22 protein-coding genes are annotated in these 17456 nt (G+C 63.7%); 5 read left to right on the top strand and 17 right to left on the bottom strand.

Annotated elements, in window-relative coordinates; translation table 11 throughout:
- Positions 1-64 precede the first annotated feature (64 nt).
- Positions 65-475: a phage holin family protein gene (locus tag EG850_RS07835; protein WP_124972251.1), complete on the top strand. Its 411-nt coding sequence runs from the start codon at positions 65-67 to the stop codon at positions 473-475.
- Positions 476-482: 7 nt separating this feature from the next.
- Here the strand turns inward: EG850_RS07835 and EG850_RS07830 are convergent, their stop codons facing one another.
- Positions 483-2129: a hypothetical protein gene (locus EG850_RS07830; protein ID WP_124972249.1), complete on the bottom strand. Its 1647-nt coding sequence runs from the start codon at positions 2127-2129 to the stop codon at positions 483-485.
- Positions 2130-2131: 2 nt separating this feature from the next.
- A complete protein-coding gene (locus EG850_RS07825) occupies positions 2132-2359 on the bottom strand; it encodes a hypothetical protein (protein WP_124972247.1) in 228 nt (75 codons plus the stop codon).
- A 254-nt stretch (positions 2360-2613) separates the two neighbouring features.
- On the opposite strand from EG850_RS07825, the gene EG850_RS07820 reads away from it, so the two are divergent.
- Entirely contained in the window at positions 2614-3144 is a 531-nt protein-coding gene (locus tag EG850_RS07820) for a low molecular weight protein-tyrosine-phosphatase (RefSeq protein ID WP_124972245.1), read from the top strand.
- Between the two features lie 24 nt (positions 3145-3168).
- On the top strand, positions 3169-4551 hold the full coding sequence (gene purB / locus EG850_RS07815; RefSeq protein WP_124972243.1) for an adenylosuccinate lyase: 1383 nt from the start codon (positions 3169-3171) through the stop codon (positions 4549-4551).
- 152 nt (positions 4552-4703) lie between these two features.
- Here purB and EG850_RS07810 read toward each other — a convergent pair whose 3' ends face one another.
- The 14 genes from EG850_RS07810 to EG850_RS13435 all read right to left on the bottom strand — a co-directional run bounded on the left by EG850_RS07810 (position 4704) and on the right by EG850_RS13435 (position 14454).
- Positions 4704-5081: a hypothetical protein gene (locus EG850_RS07810; protein WP_124972241.1), complete on the bottom strand. Its 378-nt coding sequence runs from the start codon at positions 5079-5081 to the stop codon at positions 4704-4706.
- Complete coding sequence (locus EG850_RS07805; RefSeq protein ID WP_124972239.1) at positions 5078-5752, bottom strand: hypothetical protein; 675 nt, start codon at positions 5750-5752, stop codon at positions 5078-5080. Before EG850_RS07805 ends, EG850_RS07810 begins: the two co-directional genes overlap by 4 nt.
- Before the next feature lie 61 nt (positions 5753-5813).
- A complete protein-coding gene (locus EG850_RS07800; protein WP_124972237.1) occupies positions 5814-6761 on the bottom strand; it encodes a hypothetical protein in 948 nt (315 codons plus the stop codon).
- Between the two features lie 17 nt (positions 6762-6778).
- Complete coding sequence (locus EG850_RS07795; RefSeq protein ID WP_124972235.1) at positions 6779-6976, bottom strand: hypothetical protein; 198 nt, start codon at positions 6974-6976, stop codon at positions 6779-6781.
- 118 nt (positions 6977-7094) lie between these two features.
- On the bottom strand, positions 7095-8141 hold the full coding sequence (locus EG850_RS13265; RefSeq protein ID WP_185714984.1) for a hypothetical protein: 1047 nt from the start codon (positions 8139-8141) through the stop codon (positions 7095-7097).
- Between the two features lie 120 nt (positions 8142-8261).
- A complete protein-coding gene (locus tag EG850_RS07785; protein WP_124972233.1) occupies positions 8262-8882 on the bottom strand; it encodes a hypothetical protein in 621 nt (206 codons plus the stop codon).
- Complete coding sequence (locus EG850_RS07780; protein WP_124972231.1) at positions 8882-9505, bottom strand: CG0192-related protein; 624 nt, start codon at positions 9503-9505, stop codon at positions 8882-8884. Before EG850_RS07780 ends, EG850_RS07785 begins: the two co-directional genes overlap by 1 nt.
- 30 nt (positions 9506-9535) lie before the next feature.
- Entirely contained in the window at positions 9536-10717 is a 1182-nt protein-coding gene (locus tag EG850_RS07775; RefSeq protein WP_235829250.1) for an AI-2E family transporter, read from the bottom strand.
- On the bottom strand, positions 10717-12120 hold the full coding sequence (gene dnaB / locus EG850_RS07770; RefSeq protein ID WP_124972229.1) for a replicative DNA helicase: 1404 nt from the start codon (positions 12118-12120) through the stop codon (positions 10717-10719). Before dnaB ends, EG850_RS07775 begins: the two co-directional genes overlap by 1 nt.
- A gap of 403 nt (positions 12121-12523) precedes the next feature.
- Positions 12524-12976 (bottom strand): 50S ribosomal protein L9, encoded by a 453-nt coding sequence (rplI, locus tag EG850_RS07765; protein ID WP_124972227.1) that lies wholly within the window; start codon positions 12974-12976, stop codon positions 12524-12526.
- Between the two features lie 11 nt (positions 12977-12987).
- Positions 12988-13245 carry a 30S ribosomal protein S18 gene (gene rpsR / locus EG850_RS07760; protein WP_124972225.1) on the bottom strand — a complete coding sequence of 86 codons (258 nt, stop codon included), beginning with the start codon at positions 13243-13245 and terminating at the stop codon, positions 12988-12990.
- A gap of 50 nt (positions 13246-13295) precedes the next feature.
- Positions 13296-13856, bottom strand: a complete 561-nt coding sequence (locus EG850_RS07755; protein WP_124972223.1) for a single-stranded DNA-binding protein — start codon at positions 13854-13856, stop codon at positions 13296-13298.
- A 53-nt stretch (positions 13857-13909) separates the two neighbouring features.
- Entirely contained in the window at positions 13910-14272 is a 363-nt protein-coding gene (rpsF, locus tag EG850_RS07750; RefSeq protein ID WP_124972221.1) for a 30S ribosomal protein S6, read from the bottom strand.
- A complete protein-coding gene (locus tag EG850_RS13435; protein WP_124972219.1) occupies positions 14272-14454 on the bottom strand; it encodes a hypothetical protein in 183 nt (60 codons plus the stop codon). The genes rpsF and EG850_RS13435 overlap by 1 nt, the downstream gene beginning before the upstream one ends.
- A 63-nt stretch (positions 14455-14517) precedes the next feature.
- Between EG850_RS13435 and EG850_RS07740 the strand changes: the two genes are divergently transcribed.
- Positions 14518-15018 carry an MFS transporter gene (locus EG850_RS07740; RefSeq protein WP_124972217.1) on the top strand — a complete coding sequence of 167 codons (501 nt, stop codon included), beginning with the start codon at positions 14518-14520 and terminating at the stop codon, positions 15016-15018.
- A gap of 33 nt (positions 15019-15051) precedes the next feature.
- Positions 15052-15888: a hypothetical protein gene (locus EG850_RS07735; RefSeq protein WP_124972215.1), complete on the top strand. Its 837-nt coding sequence runs from the start codon at positions 15052-15054 to the stop codon at positions 15886-15888.
- Between the two features lie 84 nt (positions 15889-15972).
- Here the strand turns inward: EG850_RS07735 and EG850_RS07730 are convergent, their stop codons facing one another.
- Positions 15973-17313, bottom strand: coding sequence for an ABC transporter substrate-binding protein (locus EG850_RS07730; protein WP_124972213.1), 1341 nt, complete (start codon positions 17311-17313; stop codon positions 15973-15975).
- Between the last annotated feature and the right edge of the window lie 143 nt (positions 17314-17456).

Raw genomic sequence — 17456 nt, 5'->3', positions numbered from 1 at the left:
GCAGTCTACGCATTCGGTGGCTGGCCCGGTGGTTGCTCGGAGGTGGGCTTGCAAGAATCAAGCTATGCGATTCGTCCTCACCGTAGTCCTGAACGCCGTTGCACTCTGGCTCACGACGCTCATCCTGCCCGGATTGCACGTGACCGCGTACGCGAGCGATAACCCGCAACTCGCCATCATCGTCACCTACCTCTTGCTCGCCCTGGTGTGGGGTGTGGTCAATTCGATCATCGGTGGCGTGGTGCGCTTCGTCTCGTTCCCGCTCTACTGCTTGACGCTGGGCCTGTTCGCGCTCATCGTGAACGGCTTCCTGTTCTGGCTCGTCGCCTGGATTAGCGGCATTCTTGGCTTCGGTCTCACCGTCGATAACTTCTGGTGGGCCGTGGGTGGCGCGGTACTCATGGGTATCTTCTCAGCCATCCTCAATGGCATCTTCAACCGCCGGAAGGCCGATCGCGAGAAGGATCACGACTGACCGACCGTTACGGCTGCGCCGCGACACCCGGCGGCGGCACGAAAGTGCCGGGATCGTTGAAGTCGATCGGATGCCAGGGCGCAGCTTGGTCGGGGTCGCTTCCCGGGAACGTGATGTTCGGCGTCAGCACCCGTGGCGGCTCCACGGGCGTCACGAACTGCGGCGCGCTTGGCGGAGTTGCCGCCTCACGAATCGCTTCATAGATCGCTTCACCGGCCGCAATGCTCGCGGGGTCGTGGCGGGTGATGTGATACTCAGTCGCCACCACCGCGGTTGCCCCGGCAAGCGGCGCGAGCACCTGCTCGCGGTGAGCGGTGTGCTGGCTTTCTGAGCGGGCGTCATATTCCAGGGCTGTGCGCTCGTACTCGGTGAACGCATGCGGCGCGAGTGGATCAGCGAGACTCGGCGGCGTATCCGGCGTGCGTTCGACCACGGTGACATCACCGTGCGGATTGCGCGGAAGACCATCGAAGGTCGTGACGAAGTCGTTGGGGTGCTCGAGTTGCACGATTGGTACCTTCCCGCCCACTTCATTGCCGTGCACTGGAGTACCTGCCAGGATCATGCTCTGGGTATCCCACTTGCCACTCTTCGCAAGTTCCACAGCGACGAGCGCCCCCTGCGAATATCCGGCAAAGACCACCTCATCGCCAAATTCGATGCCCGCCCGCTCCATCGCGAGCATCGTGGCCTGGGCCGACTCGGCGTTCTCGAGGGATGAGAACGAGCCGACGTTTCCACGATTGTCGAAAGCGTTGATCCCACCGCGCACCGCCATCGACGATGTGCCAGCGATGCCCACGAGGTAGACCGTTGAGCCGTCTTCCCGCAGGTACTCAATGATCGAGACCTGCGGTTCGCCGTCGCGAGTTGGCGGGATACTCGTGAGCAGTTCGTGCATTGAGTTCGGTGGTGTGGACCGGTCAATCTCCGAGCTTTCAATGTCGAACTTAGAGGCCCCATCCTTGGCATCGATCCCCGCCGCGATGACGGCCGCCACATCTTCGGGAGAACGCGGCGGCAAATTCCCCGCAATGATGCCACCGAGCGGCCCACCAAGAATGAGCCCCGCTCGGGTCGCGAACGTATTCACCATCTCGTCGGTGCCACTCACGAGCATCCGCAAAATGAGCGGTGTGACCGGATGTGCCAGCACCGAGTCGAGTTGGCCATTCGCCCACGCACTGATCTCGCCGTTCGAAGGCAACAACCCCATCCCCTGCAGCGCCGCTCCGCTTGCAACAAAGCCAAGCGCGGCGAGCATCCCGTGCGGTGTGGCGAGCACAGCGATCGAACCGGCCACTCCAAGCACTGCCAGATCAGCGAGCGCCACGGTAACTGCGGCCACCACCGTGTCACTCACCGATTCAATCGCCCCCAGGGCTACCGACTCGGCGCCCTCATAGAGGTCTTGCGCCTGCGCCAGTTTTTCACCGAGGGTGAAGGCCGTTCCACTGGCGAGTTGCACAGTGAATCGGAATGCCTCGGCCTGGAAACCGGCAGCACCAATCCCAACAGCGTTCAGTGTGTCTGCGGAACCGGCAGGCACCCAGGCAACAGCACCGAGATCACGATCGAGCCGATCAAGCCCCTCGCTAATCGCAACCAGCCGGTCGCGCGCGACCGTGAAGTTGTCTCCCGAGTAGATGATCATGATTAGAGGTAAGCAAGTGGGAACTGGGCGACTCGTTCCAGCGCAAGTGCGCCGTTGAGCCCCTCATAGGTGGCCGAGGACGTTCCGGCGCCGAGGCCCGCAGCTTCGAGTTCGATGCGCAGCGTGCCCAGAATGAGTTCGTAGGCGAGCTTTGGTACGACGCCCCATTCCTCAATTCGCGCGGCCTCGATTGCCGGAATATGGGTCTCGTAGAGCTCATTCCCGGCCAAGCGCGTCACCTCTGCCAAATCTCGAATACTCTCCCGAAGCCGGTCGAACGTCCCCACATCAATTCCAGTAACTAGGCCCGTTGTCTCGCCATCGCCCACGATCAAATCCCTTCTGCATCCGTGTGTTCGCGGGAAGTGTGCCGTACTCGACCATCACAGCGGTGAGCGCAGGGCTGGGTCTGTGGATGAATCGAATTCCACAGGCCTCCCGGTAGCCGTGTTGCGCGCTACCCGGATGCGGGACAATACCCCTCATGCCCTCGAAACGATCTCAACCGGTCTTCCGAATCTGTTTCGTCTGCACGGGCAATATCTGCCGCTCCCCCATGGCCGAAGTCATCCTCACCGACCTCGCAAAGAAGCGGGGGTTGCAGGATGCGCTGAAGATCACCTCGGCCGGCACCGGCGAGTGGCATGTGGGCGAAAAGGCTGACCCGCGCACCCGCGCCGCGCTCGAACGGGCTGGCTACTCGGGCGAATTGCACCGTGCCAAGCAGTTCGACCCGGACTGGTTTGCCAAGGTCGACCTCATCGTCACCTTCGACCGCGGTCAACGGCGCATCCTGCGAGCCTGGGCCGAGGGCGAAGACCAGCGGGCGCTCGTGCAACCGTTGCTCTCATTTGATCCCTCGCCGGAATCGGGCACCGAGGTGCCGGATCCCTACTATGGGAACGACGAACTATTCGACAAGGTGCGCGATGTCATCGAACGTGCATGCCGCCACCTGCTCGATCAGATCGAACCCGCCGTGCGCGCTGCCCGCGACGCTACGGACCACCGCTAGATCCACCACCAGCATCGGAGTGCCATGAGCCCCCTGCCGCCGCAGTACATCAGCCCGCTCGACAACCGCTACTTCCGCGCCGTTGCCCCGATCGGTGAGCACCTCAGCGAAGCAGCGCTCAATCGGGCCCGCGTGCTGGTCGAAATCGAGTGGCTCATCCAGCTCACCGACCGCGGCCTATTCGGCACCGAAGCGCTCCCGGCTGACACGCAGGCTGCCCTGCGCCGCATTGTCGACGACTTCGGCCAGGAAGCCATCGACGAACTCGCCGAGATCGAGGCCACCACCCGCCACGATGTCAAAGCCGTGGAGTACTACGTGCGCGCCCGCCTGCGCGACCTTGGCCTTGAGGCCATCGAAGAGCTCACCCACTTCGGCTGCACCTCAGAAGACGTGAACAACACCTCGTACGCACTCACCATTCGGGATGCGGTGAACGAGGTTTGGCTGCCCGCCGCGAGCGCGCTCGTTGACGAGATCGAAACCCTCGCTGTCGCCCAGCGTGACCAGCCGCTCCTCTCGCTCACCCACGGTCAGCCGGCCACCCCGACGACGCTCGGCAAGGAACTTGCCGTGGTCGCCTACCGCCTGCGTCGCCAGCTGCGCCGCATCGAGAGTCAGGACTACCTCGGCAAGTGGGCCGGCGCCACCGGCAACTTTGCCGCCCACGTTGCCGTTGACCCCGAACTCGATTGGGAAGGTCTCGCTGACGAGTTCACTGGCCGCCTCGGACTCACCTGGAACCCGCTCACCACGCAGATCGAGTCGCACGATTGGCAGGCCGAGTTGTACGGTGCGATCAGCCACTTCAACCGCATCCTGCACAACCTCTGCTCGGATGTCTGGCTCTACATCATGCGCGGCGTCTTCAAGCAGATTCCGCAGCCCGGTGCCACCGGCTCGTCGACGATGCCGCACAAGATCAACCCCATCCGCTTCGAGAACGCCGAGTCGAACCTTGAGCTCTCAAGCGCCATGCTCGACTCGTTGGCGGCAACGCTCGTCACCTCGCGGATGCAGCGCGACCTCACCGACTCGTCGTCGCAGCGCAATATCGGCGTCGGCTTCGGCCACTCGCTGCTCGCAATTGACAATGTGCGCCGCGGCCTGCGTGAACTCGATGTCAACCCCGATGCCCTTGCCGCCGAGCTCGATGGCAATTGGGAAGTGCTCGCCGAGGCGATTCAGACGGTGATTCGCGCTGAGAAGGTGGCCGGTCGTTCGTCGATCGAAGACCCCTACGCGGTGCTTAAGGAACTCACCCGCGGTCACTCGGTGGGTCGCGATGAACTCGTCGCCTTCGTCGATGGCCTCGACATTGGGGATGCAGCCAAGGAGCGCCTGCGCGCGCTCACGCCCGCCAGCTACACCGGCCGTTCCTCGGCGCTGGTTGACCGCCTGAATTAGCCCGCGCGCTCGATCGCGCACACACGACTACGAGCGAAAACGCTGTGTGGGAGCCCCTAGAGACTCCCACACAGCGTTTTCGCTCACAGATGTGCGGGCAAGACACGCAGCTTGGCTCGCACTCAGCGTTTTGGCTCACCTTTGCGGGTCAGCTACTCGGCGTTGCGCGCATCCTGATCGCGAGCATCCTCGTCACGGGCATCCTCTTCGCGCGGAAGCTGCTGACCGTGCGCCGACGGGTCCGGCCGCAGCGCCGCATCCTTGGCGCCAGGCTCTGCCGACTCGTAGAGGTGACGATCGAGGTACACCGGCACATCGGGGTTCGGCTTGTAGCTCAGTAGCAGTAGCGCCAACACGAGCAACACGATCACCATGGCCACGCCCCCGAGGATGAGCGCGAGCGTCCAGTTCTTGATCGTGTAGACGACGATGAAGAACACGAACAGACCAAAGACCGCCGAAATGCCAACCACCTCGAACGGCTTCATCAGCGTGCGGCGGGGCGACTCCTGCTTGCGTTCGCGATTCACTGGGCGGTCTCCTGAAGGGTCGGGGTCTCGTGTGCGCGGCGGAGCAGCTGTCGCAGGGTGATCGCTTCGATCACGAGGAGCACGCCGAGCACGGCGAAATAGGCTCCCACAAAGCCGACGGCTTGCACCGACGCGGTGAGCGATCCGGTGATCTGCTCCACGCCGCCGTAGGCCTCGTCGAGGTCCGGCGGCACAAACGCGACGATGACACCGAGCAGCAGCGTCAACGCACCCGAGATGATGATCTCGTTCGTGTAGAAGCGGTGCTTGCGGGCGAAGGGCACGCCGACGAGTTCGAGCAGACCCGTCACGATGCCCCAGATGGCGATGGTGAGGATGAACGCCCCGGGGGTTGCCCAATCGTGCCCGCCAGTTGCCATGAAGAGGGCAAAGCCACCGGCAACCGCCGTGATGATCGACCGCGCGAACACCACCGGACGCAGCGGGTGGTTCTTGATGCCCACCGCTTCGAAGCCGACGATGATGCCAGACCACAGCGCCACGGCGCCAAATACGGCGAAACCGAAGCGCGGCGAGTGGTCGGGGGTGAAGGCGATGACGAGCGCACCGGCAATCACCGGCAGTGCTCGGAAGAGCATCGACAGCCACAGCGATTCGGGCAGCTCACGAAGGTGAGCGTCGGCTACCGAGTTGTTGGCGGATGCGGTCATGAAAGAAACCTCCGAGGGTCAGCGCATCCGCCAGTCTACCCGCGTGGAGAAGTGGTGGCCGCTAGATGCCGCTCGACACCACAGTGAGGCGGAGGTTCTCGGTGAGGAAGGCGACGAACGCGTCTTCGCCTTGATCTTCTGCGCCGCAGGATTCGGAAATAATGAGCACCGAGTCGCTGTCGGGGAAGGGATGCACGGCGTAGTACGAATACTGCTCCTCACCGTCGACCTCGTGGGTGCGCATCATGAGCAACACTTCGACGCTCACGCCGTTGGTGTCGGTGAGCACGATCGTGTCGAGTGCGTCGTAGCGGGCGCTCGGCCCGACGGCCTCCTCACCTCGCATCGAGAACCGCTCAACGATAACCGCTGCCGGCTCGTCGCCAAGATCGGCGTAGTCGCCGTCGGCGTTCCCAAGGAAACCCGACCGAGTGCATCCTTCGCTCGAAACTTCAAAACTCACCTCGTCGCCAAGGCTCGTATTGCCGTCGTCGTAGGCAAACAGGATGCTCGCCACACCGTTCGGGGCACCGAGCGGATAGTTCGTGGCCGGTTCAATCGGTGGATCAGTTTCGTCAGGGGCGGTCGTGGGATCAACCGGCGACACAATCGTCGGCGCATCGGCGGTCGATGGCGTCGAGGGCGAGTCGGCGGCAGGTGCACCGAAGAGCGAAATGCCGCCCCAGACGGCACCACCCGCGAGCGCGAGCGCGGCGATCGCCGCCGCGATCCAGACCCATGCCGACGGGCGACGGTTGCCTTGCACTTCCGGCACCTGCGCGGCGGGAGGTACGTGGGGCGGCACCGGGGCTGGTTGCTGCCACCCAGCTTCGGGTAGCGTGCCTTCGGCATCAGGATGCGGAAGCGGCGGCAGCGGTGGTAGCGCGCTGGCAGGATGCGGGTTCAGCGCCGGTTCGTGGCTCGGGGTCTTCGCCTCACGTTCCCAAGGCAGGAGCTCGCTTTCGGGAATCGGCTCGGGTGGCGACTGCCCATCGTGTCGTTCGCTCATCTTCGATTCACTCCTGGCTAGGGCGACGGAGTGACGGTGAACGAGAGTGCGTTGCCACCGAAGTAGCCACCCACAACGAGACCCACCGCAACGAGGGCCGCGATCAACCACAGCAATGGGTTTTCGCGTGATTTCGGCGGCGCCACTGCCGCCTGCGGGTCGGGAGCGCGGTACTCACGGCGCTCGGGCGTCCCGTACTGCTGTTCGTTCGACATGACCCCATCCTGGTGAGATTCGTCCGCAAACGCGTCGGTCGCAAGAGTGAGTCGCTATCAGCACAGTGGGCGGCCAGTGCTTTCGCACTGACCGCCCACTGTGCCTTGCCGCGAGCGACTACTTCAGCGGCGTGATCGTGAAGTCGATGGCACCGATCTCATCGAGGAAATCGTCCTTCGAGACGGTCTTGTCGGAGCAACCGTAGAGGTAGACGAGTGCCGAGTCCGATTCAGTGAAGCCGTGGAAGGCAACGAACATGGTCGTTTCCTCGGCAGTGATCGGGTTCGACATGGCGACGCTCACCACCGCAAACTCGACGGACTCACCATTCGTGTCCTTGATGGTGATGGTGCCGTGCTCCTGCATCGACGCATTGCTGTTCGAGTCTTGCTCCGCAACGTAGTCGCGGAATGCCTGCATGAGGTCACCGTCGTACCCCTCGAGGTCGCCCATGTCAGTGGAGTACGTCGAGCCGAGCTGGCAGCTATAGGTCGAGGGCGTCGTGAGGAAGACCGAAGTGTCGCTACCGAACCCCGGGTCTTCCCATTCGCCTTCGCCGTTCCACGCCACCGTAACGTTCTCGACACCGGTCTTCGAGTTGAAGCCGTACTTGTTGCCGCCACCACCGAAGAGCGCCATAGCGCCGAAGATGCCACCCACGACAAGGGCGACCGCAGCCACCGCAGCGACAATCCAGATCCAGGGCGCGACGCCCTTCTTCGGCGGCTGGCCACCACCCTGCTGTTGGCCATAGCCGGGAGCGCCGTAACCCTGGCCGCCCTGCTGGTAGCCACCCTGACCGGGCTGCTGGTAGCCGCCCTGGCTGGGGTTAGCGCCATAGCCCTGCTGACCGCTCTGCTGACCGTGCTGACCGTGCTGACCCTGCTGACCGTAGGCACCGTAGCCGGGCTGTGCGGGCTGCTGGCCCTGCTGGCCGCCACCCTGCTGACCCTGACCGGCGCCGTACGAGCCGTAGCCCTGCTGGGCGCCGCCCTGGCCATCCTGGCCATAGCCCTGATAGTTCGACTGCGGCTGGTAGCCCTGATAGCCGGGCGTCGACGCACCGTAGCCGCTCGACGAGGCAGCGCCATCGCCACCAAAGTTTGCGCCTGGCTGGTTCTGGCCGTTCTGGCCGTTACCCGCGGGCGGGAACTGGTTCGACATGCTGCCTCCTGTAGTCATTGACGCCGAAAACCCTGCGCTGAGAATATCGCGCCCGGTAAACCGTCCGTGTCGTTCCATCGTTGCGTAGCTCAGCGGCATCCGCATTACCCGACCGATGGATTAGTCGAGCGGCCTCGCCACGACGAGCGCATCCTCGAGCACCGTATACATGCGCTCGGGCGAGAGATCCCCGCCAGCCTCACACACGAGCGTGAATACAAGGTAGTGCTCAGAGCCGACAAAGGCGCGCGCCGCCGAGGCCGAATCGAGTCCATCTGCGCGCACCTGCGGCACATAGAGCATTTCGAGCGTCTCGCCCGCCTCGGTCATGACGCGCACCCGCTCCGTGCCCTCCGACTGCATCCCGGCGGCGTCGAGCACTGCTTGCGTGCCTTCGAGGTCAGTCGCAAGTCCCGTGAGATTCACCGAGTTGGCTCCGAGCGAGCCCGATTGCCAGGAAATGACACACACGGGCTCGTCGGCGCGCACGGCCTGCGCGTACTGTGGCCCGAATCCTGTGGTGGGGTCGGCGCCCGCGACAGGTTCCCAACCTGCCGCCTCAGCGTCAAACTCAACTTCGGGCGACGCCGCGAGCGAGACGATCGAATCAAGCCCGAGGTCGGGGCGCAGCCGCTCAAATCCCACCCAAAATGAGAGCCAGACAAGCAGCGCGAAAATCGCCGCGCCAACGCCGAGGGTGATGCCGGTAGCAACCGGCATCGGTTGCTCGGTTCGCGCCACTAGACCGAGAGCACCGTGGCGAGGGTGCGCGGAGTTTCGTCGAGGCCGGCAACCGCGTCCAGGCGCAGGTGCTGGTCGCTGAGGTCGCCAACAACTCGGCGCAATTGCAGCGCAAGCGCATCGGTGCGAATCGTCGTCACGGTGTCTTCGGTATCGAGATCGACGAGCGTCACATGCGGCGGCCGCGTGGCTTCGCCCGAGCCGCGCACCTCAATCGTCGGCGCAAGCGGTGCCGACTCTCCGGCAAGGAATTGCTCTACCTGCCGACCCCCGGTGAGGATTGCCGTCGCCAATTGCGGCGCGTAGACGGGATCGGCGGCGGCGTCATAGACCCAGCGGTGGCCGAGCTGCGAGTGTTCCATTTCGGTGACGAGGTAGCTAGCCGCATCCGGGAGCGGGGCACCGCGATAGCTCAGCGGCACCTGGTAGATATTTCCGGATGCACCGCGTACGAGGTGCGTTTCGAGCCCAACTTCGCCGTGCGGGTCGTCGAAGCGGTAGGCGCCGAGCACCTCGAACTCGCCAGTGCGGTCGCCCTCGACCACCCAGCTCTGCTTTGGCAACCAGGCCGCGAGGAGCTCGGGCTTGGTGGGAGAAAGTTCTGCGTCATAGAGGATCGCCATGGCATGAGTATGCCAGTTGGCGTTGGGCGCTTAGCTAGTTCCCTTTGCGCGGCCGCGGCGACCGATCGTGCGCGCCTCTTCGGCGTCGGGAATGCCGTTGCCGTCGTCGTCACCGTCACCAACATCGGGTCGGGCATCAAGGATGAAACCAAGCCAGCGATTGTTCGGGTCGGCGTCGATGAGGATCGCCTTGACGAAGAGCGTTGCGGGCAGGGCGAGCAGCGCACCGACCGGTCCGAGCACGAATGCCCAGACAAGCAGTGAAAGGAACGAGACCGTCGGCGTCACGCCCACCGCATCCCCCGCGACCTTCGGCTGAATGAGCGACTGGATAACGAAGTTAATCACCGACCAGAGCACGAGCACGACGAGCGCATTCACCCAGCCGTTGGCGAGGAGCGCCATGAGCACCGGCGGCACCATGCCGATGACAAAGCCGATATTGGGGATGTAGTTGGTGAGGAACGAGAACACACCCCACACGAGGGCGAGCGGCACATGCAAGATCTCGAGCATGATCACGTCAAGGATCGCGACGATGATGCCGAACGCGGTGGTGACAATCCAATAGCGACCAACACCGGCCGAGAAGGTGTCGAAGGCCCGGCCCACGTTTGGGCGCACCTGGCGCACGCGACGCATCCTCGGTTCGAAGGTAACCGCGTCAAAGAAGAGAAAGAAGATGACGACGAGGAGCGTCGCGAGCAGCGACATCACGCCGCCGATATTCGAGAGAAGACTCTGCGCGAAGCCCGCGATGGCGCTCGGCGAGAGCGCGCCCGATACCTGACTCAGCAACTCGTCTTGCGAGATACCGAGGCTGGCGAGCCAGTCGAGCACCGAGCGATAGAGCGCGGTGAACTCGGGGCCATACTTCGGCAACTCCTGCACGAGCATGGTCACCGACCACACGAGTGCCCAGACGAACAACAAGAGCAGCGAGTAGATCGTGATGAGCGCGATGATCGCGGCCGGGACCCGGTGCATCCCCTTGCGGATGAGCCAGTGCATGAGCGGCGCGATGGCGAGCACGAGGTTGAGTCCGAGGAACACCGGCGTGATGAACGACGAGAGATAGCTCGCCGACACGAGCGCGATGATGCCGAGCACGATGACCGCGAGGATCGACAGCATGCGTCCGTAGGCGAACACTGGGCGTGCCTCGGGTGCCATCGGTTGCGACGGTGTGGCCGGCGTCGTCGGCTCCGTCATCAGCCGGGGAATCCGTTCGCTGCTGGCTGCTGGCCCGGGGCATAGTCGGCAAAGCGCGAGAGGTGGCCTTGGAAGAGCACGGTGACGGTATCGGTCGGGCCATTTCGGTGCTTCGCCACGATGATGTCGGCTTCGAAGGCCCGCGGGTGGTCTTTCTCGTAGGCACCTTCGCGGTGGAGCAGGATCACCATGTCGGCGTCCTGCTCGAGCGAACCCGATTCACGCAGGTCGCTCACCGCGGGCTTTTTATCGGCGCGCTGTTCGGAGTTTCGGTTGAGCTGCGAGAGCGCGATGACCGGCACTTCGAGCTCTTTCGCAAGGAGCTTGAGCGCACGCGAGAACTCCGACACCTCTTGCTGTCGCGACTCGACGCGCTTGCCCGAGGTCATGAGCTGCAGATAGTCGATGATGACCAGTTTGAGGCCAACCTTCTGCTTGAGTCGGCGGCACTTCGCGCGAATTTCGACCAGCGTCATGTTTGGCGAGTCGTCGATGTAGAGCGGTGCTTCGGCGATGGTGCCCTGGGTGCGCGCGATCTTCTGCCAATCGTCGTCGGTGACGCTACCGGTGCGCATCGACTGCAGCTTCACGCTCGCCTCAGCCGAGAGCAGACGCATCGCGATTTCGGAGCGGCTCATTTCGAGCGAGAAGAAGATGGCCGGCTGGTTCGCCTGGATCGCTGCGCTGCGTGCGAGGTCGAGCGCGAAGGTCGACTTACCTAGACCAGGTCGCGCCGCGATGATGATGAGCTGACCCGGATGCAGACCATTCGTGAGTGCGTCAAGGTCGCGGAAGCCCGTGGGCACGCCCGTGAGATCACCGTCGCGGTTCTGCGCAGCGTCAATGTCGTTTTGCGCTTCGACGAGGGCCTCGCTCAGCGGCACATAGTCTTCGGTTTCGACGCCGCCGGTGACGCCGTAAATTTCGGCCTGAGCCTGGTTGACGAGTTCGACGACCTCGCCCTCCGCGTTGTAGCCCATCTGCACGATGCGCGTGCCGGCTTCAACCAGCCGGCGCAGCACCGCGCGCTCGGCGACGATGCTCGCGTAGTAACCCGCGTTCGCGGCCGTCGGCACAATGCCGGCCAGGGTGTGCAGGTATTCGGCGCCGCCAGCACGCTGCAAATCACCGGTCTTGGTGAGCCGATCGGTGACGGCAATGACATCGGTAGGCTCGCCCGCCGAGTACAGCGTTTGGATGGCGTCGAAGATGATCTCGTGCTTCGGCACGTAGAAATCAACCCCGCGCACCGACTCGACAACGTCAGCAACCGCATCCTTCGACAGCAACATGCCGCCCACTGCCGATTGCTCAGCGAGCAAATCGTGGGGCGGTGTGCGTAGGTTTTCGTGGCTGTCGCGGTCGCTCTCGCGGCTCGTGGTGTCGAGGTGCGTGATCGTCATGCTGGGGTGGTCTCCTGTTGCCGGCGGGCGTGCAGTGGTACGTATCTATCACGTGCCTCCGACGTCCTGAACTTGCACCCTACGCGCTCACCGGGTGCGCGTCGCCCTCGTCAAATCGAGCCTGTGGATAACTTGTGCACAACTTCACTCACGTCGTGGATGACCCTGTGGAAGATTCGTGGATAACTGTGGAAACACACCCACAAACGCTTCAACAATCTGATGTTGATCTGGGCTTTTATATTTCCCACACGCGAGCGGGAAACTGTGTAAACCCCGCCTTGAAGGTTTACCCACGCCATTGGTGAATGTGGATAGCTTTCCACTCAGCGTGCAAGTTCTAGTAAAAAAGCCTCATCGCCCCCGGGCACCGAAGTGCACGGGGGCGATGAGGATGAACGCGCTAGCGAGCTGCGATGACCTGCAGCTTGAGCGTGGCGACGACGTCGGCGTTGAGGCGCACAGTGGCCTCGTGGTTGCCAACCGACTTCACCGGAGCCGAGAACTCGACCTTGCGCTTGTCGATTTCGCCGATGCCCTGCGCCTTGACGGCGTCAGCGATGTCGGCCGCACGAACCGAGCCGAACAGGCGGCCGTCGGCGCCAGCCTTGACGGCAACCTTGATGAGGGCGTTCTCAAGCTGCTGCTTGAGCGCCGCGACCTCTTCAGCGGTCTTGAGTTCACGAGCTTCGCGAGCCGAGCGAATCTGCTCAACCTGCTTCTCGCCACCCTTGGTCCAGTGCACGGCGTAGCCCTGCGGGACGAGGTAGTTGCGAGCGAAGCCGTTCTTGACCTCGATGACGTCACCGGCGGAACCGAGGCCGGAGACCTCGTGGGTGAGAATGACCTTTGCCATGTGAGTGCCTCCTAGCGGCCCGAGCCGGCGTAAGGGAGCAGGGCCATTTCGCGAGCGTTCTTCACCGCGCGGGCGATGAGACGCTGCTCCTGGACCGAGACGCCGGTGATGCGGCGCGCGCGGATCTTTCCGCGCTCCGAGATGAACTTGCGGAGGGTGGCGACGTCCTTGTAGTCAATGACGCCAACCTTGATGCTCTTCGCGGGGGCTACCGGCTTACCCTTGCCCCGGCTTGACTTGCGGCGGTCGCCGCTCGACTTTCCAGCCATGGATGTTGTTCCTTACAGAATCAGAGAATTTGTTCGAGGAGCGCTGTTCGTTAGAACGGCGGCTCGTCATCGAATCCGCCCTGCGCGCCGGGCGTTGCCCAGCCGCCAGAGCCATAGTCGTTTGCGGGCTGCGAGTTGCGGTTACCGCCGCCACCCCAGGGCTCGTCGGCCTGCGGACGCGAGGGCTGAGCCTCGCGACGCTGCTGCTGGCCGCCGCCACCGAAGTTGCCGCCGCCGCCAGCGCCACCCGAGGTGCGGGTGACCTGTGCGGTTGCATACCGCAGCGAGGGACCGATCTCTTCGACGTCGAGCTCAAAGGTCGTACGCTTCTCGCCCTCGCGAGTCTCGTACGAACGCTGCTTGAGCTTGCCCTGCGCGATCACGCGCTGGCCCTTCGTCATCGACGAAGCAACGTGCTCGGCGAACTCACGCCACACCGAAGCGCGGAGGAACAGCGCTTCGCCGTCCTTCCACTCGTTCGATTGACGGTCGAAGATGCGCGGAGTCGAGGCGATCGTGAAGTTCGCGACCGCAAGACCGTTCGGGGTGTATCGAAGTTCGGGGTCAGCCGTGAGGTTGCCCACCACAGTGATGATCGTGTCGCCTGCCATGTCGCTCCCTGTTCGCTACTAACTATCTAAATTCGACGGGTACCGGATGCGGACTATTCAGCCGCGGCGTCAGCCGCAGGCTCGTCCGTGGTCTCGGCAGCGCCAGCCTTGCCCACGCGGGCAACAGCTTCTTCGGCGCGGAGCACCTTGGTGCGCATGACTGCTTCCGACAGCTTGAGCTGGCGGTCGAGTTCCTGCGCGGTGGCCGGAGTCGACGTGAAGTTGACGACGGCGTAGATGCCCTCGTTCTTCTTGTTGATCTCGTACGCGAGCTTGCGTCGGCCCCAGATGTCCGTGTTCTCGATCGTGCCGCCATCCGTGCGGATAACGTTGAGGAACTTGTCGAGGCTCGGAGCGACAGTGCGCTCGTCGATCTCGGGGTCGAGGATCACCATGAGCTCATACTGATGCACGATTAACCCACCTCCTTTGGTCTAGAACGGCTGCAGACGGTCTGCAGCAGGAGGGTTGTTGCATCGTTGCCCGCGCGCAGGGTGCGCACCGGCAACCTGCCAAGGGTACCAGCCGCATCCGCGCCCGACCAGCCCCAGATTGCCGTGGGGGTCTGCTCGAGACCATCCGGGGGATAGCCCCACATCCACCCATCGAGCCATTGTCTTGCCAAGCCAGGGTGTGAGGATGGAAGTGAAGGGAGCACAACATGTCTACCAACTCCACGCAGTCCACCCCCGAGCCCACCACCTCTTCGTTCAACGGTTTCGGCCTTGCCGCCCTCCTCGTCGGTATTGCCGGCCTGGCGGTCTCTTGGTTGCCATTCATTGGTCTGATCGGTCTCTTGTTCGCAGTCGTCGGTATCGGCCTCGGCATCGTGGGCCTGGCATTGCAGAAGTACCGCGGTCGCCGCGTCCTCGCCATCGTTGGTACGGCCGTCAGCGGCCTCGCGCTCGCCGTTGCGGCGATTCTTCCCTGGATCACCGGCGCATTCTTCTTCTTCGGCTGGGCGCAGGACAACGAGGTCTTCGAACGCATTGACCAGCGCATCGAAGAGAACATGACCCAATGGGAATCCGACTGGGAGACCGAATTCGGTCCTGACGCCACCGATCCCGACGAGATGTCCACCCCGACGCTCGCGCCTGAGTACACCCCTGGCCCGACGTCGAGCACCGAGCCAATGCCGACCGAGTCGGTGCAGAACTAGCTTCACCAGATTTCAATCGAAAGGAACGACGCCGTGTCCAATCGCAATGACGACGCTTCGCTCGAGGGAATGGTTGGCAAGCCGTTCCGCTCGCATGTCGACACGCACCCCACCACCCCGCTCGCCGATGTGCAACAGACTGTTGAGCTCGGTGACCTGACGGCTACTTCGGCGCAGGATGCACAGGTCTCGCCCTTTGCCGATGTCCCACCCCTCGAGGCTGCCGCCGTCGCCCCCGAAGCGACACCGGCGGACGAACCCGCTCCAGCGTTTGAACCGCTCGCTGCCAGTGAGCCGGCACCGCAGGCTACCCTCCCCTATGACTCCGCGGCATTCGCTGAGGTGGCCGGGCCGAATGCACAACCGGCACCTGCACCGCAGCAAGCTCCCTTCGCTCCCTATGCCCCGTCGACTGGTGCGCAGACCTTCGGCACCCCTGCCTATACCGACCCTGCCTACGGCGCCCCACAGCCGGGTGCCCTGGTGCCCGCGCCCAGTGGCGGCCAGGGCGGCTACGTGCCGCCGCAGGCGCCGCCCTACCAGGGTGGTTACGCAGCTTCGGCGCCGGCCCAGAGCTCAGGCATGAACCAGATGGGCCTGTGGTCGCTCATCATGGCCGGGATCGCAGTGTTCGGCAGCATGATTCCGGTGCTCAACTGGTTCAGTTGGCTCGCACCCTTCGCCGGTGTCGTGCTCGGCATCATCGGCGTCACGGGTCAGCAGTACCGCAACAACCGCGGCCTCGCGATCGCTGGCTTGATCGCCAATGGCGTGCTCATCGTGATCGTGCCGATCGTCCTCTTCCTGATGATGTTCGCGGGCCTTGCCTTCTTCGGCATGTTCATCCCGTTCTTGGCACTGGGTAGCTGACGCCCGGTCGCATCTGCACGAAAGGGGTTGGCCCCGGGAACTCGTTCCCGGGGCCAACCCCTTTCGTGCAGATGCTGTGGCGCCTTAGCCGACCTTGGCGGCCGCATCCTCGGCCGACTTGAGGCCGGTGGCGACATCGACCTTGCCGAGGAAGACCTCGTTGAGCGACGGCGTGAACGCTTCAAACTGTGCGCCGAAGTTCGTGCCGGTCACCGGCGGCAGCTGCTCGTTGCCCTCGAGCACCGTGAAGAATGCCGCGGTGTCGACGCTTTCGCCCTGCCAGTAGGTGTCGTACGCGTCGCGCGCTTCGGTCACGGCGGGGACCGCCGAGCCGGTGGCACCGATGAACTGGTTGCCCTCAGTCGAGCCAAGCCACTCGAGGAGCGCCTTGACTGCCTCGGGGTTCTTGGTGTTCGCGTTGCCGGCAACGATGACGCCGGGGGCGGTGGTCACCTTGCCTGCCGGACCGGCTGCGATCTCGGTGATGCTCCACGGGAACGCGGCACCCTCGTGCACGTTCGCGAGGTTGTAGGTGCCCGACTCAAAGACGGCGATGTTGCCCTTGATGAACTCGTCGCGCGTGTAGTCGCCGTTCTCGTTGCTCGCCTCGGCGGGCGGGGCGACGTGATACTTGTTGATGAGGTCAACCATGTACTGGTAGGCCTCAACGGTCTTCGGCTCGGTGAAGGTCATAGCGCCTTCGGCGGTCTGGTAGGTGCCACCGTTTGAGCCAATGAAGTTGAGCTGGATGTTCTGAATCTCGTTCGCGACATTGATGCCGTAACTCGCGACCTTGGTGGAGTCGAACTCAGGCGAGGCGGCGTTGTTGCCGTTCTGGTCGACGGTGAGCTTCTGCAGGAGCGGCAGCAGCGTGTCCTGCGCCGGGTCGATGCTCCACGTGGCGTTCGAGAGCTCGTCTGCGGTCACGCCGGCCGCGGCAAGCAGGTCTTCATTGACGTAGAACGCCGAGCCACCGTCGGTGATCTGCGGTACGCCATAGAGCACACCGTCGACGGTGTATTGCGAGACCACAGCGGGGGTCCAAGCGTTCTTCGCCTGCGCACCGAGGGTCTCGTCAATGTTGAGGAGCGAACCGGCCTCGACGTAGTCGTTGAGGTTGGCGCCATTGAGCCAGAACAGGTCGTCACCGGCGCCGGTGCCAACTTCCTGGCGCAGGGTGGTGAAGTAGTCGGCCCAGGGCACGACGTTGAGCTCAACATTGACGCCCGGGTTGGCCTCTTCGAAGGCAGCAATCGAGGTTTCGTACGAGTCGGCCACCTTCTCATCCCACAGACGCAGGGTGATGTCACCTGAAACGGCACCGTCGCCGGTCGCGTCCGGGGTGTTCGAAGTGCCGCATCCGGCAAGCGCGGCAACGGCGATCAGGCCGGCCGCGGTGGCAGTAGCGAGGCGGCGAAGTTGCATGAGGGTCCTGCTTCCTTGAGGGAACGATCAATTCACGTGCACCCGCAACTTATTACGGCGCATGAATGTGCCTCTATTGTTCCACGTCAGCCAAGTTTCCGCCGGGTGCATCCGTATTCATGCACGTGCATGCGTGCTTCGAG

Origin of the sequence: Gulosibacter macacae, from assembly GCF_003865375.1 — a bacterium.
GTDB lineage: Bacteria > Actinomycetota > Actinomycetes > Actinomycetales > Microbacteriaceae > Gulosibacter > Gulosibacter macacae.
Note: the sequence above shows the minus strand (reverse complement) of the source record. Positions and strands in the feature narration are given on the sequence as shown.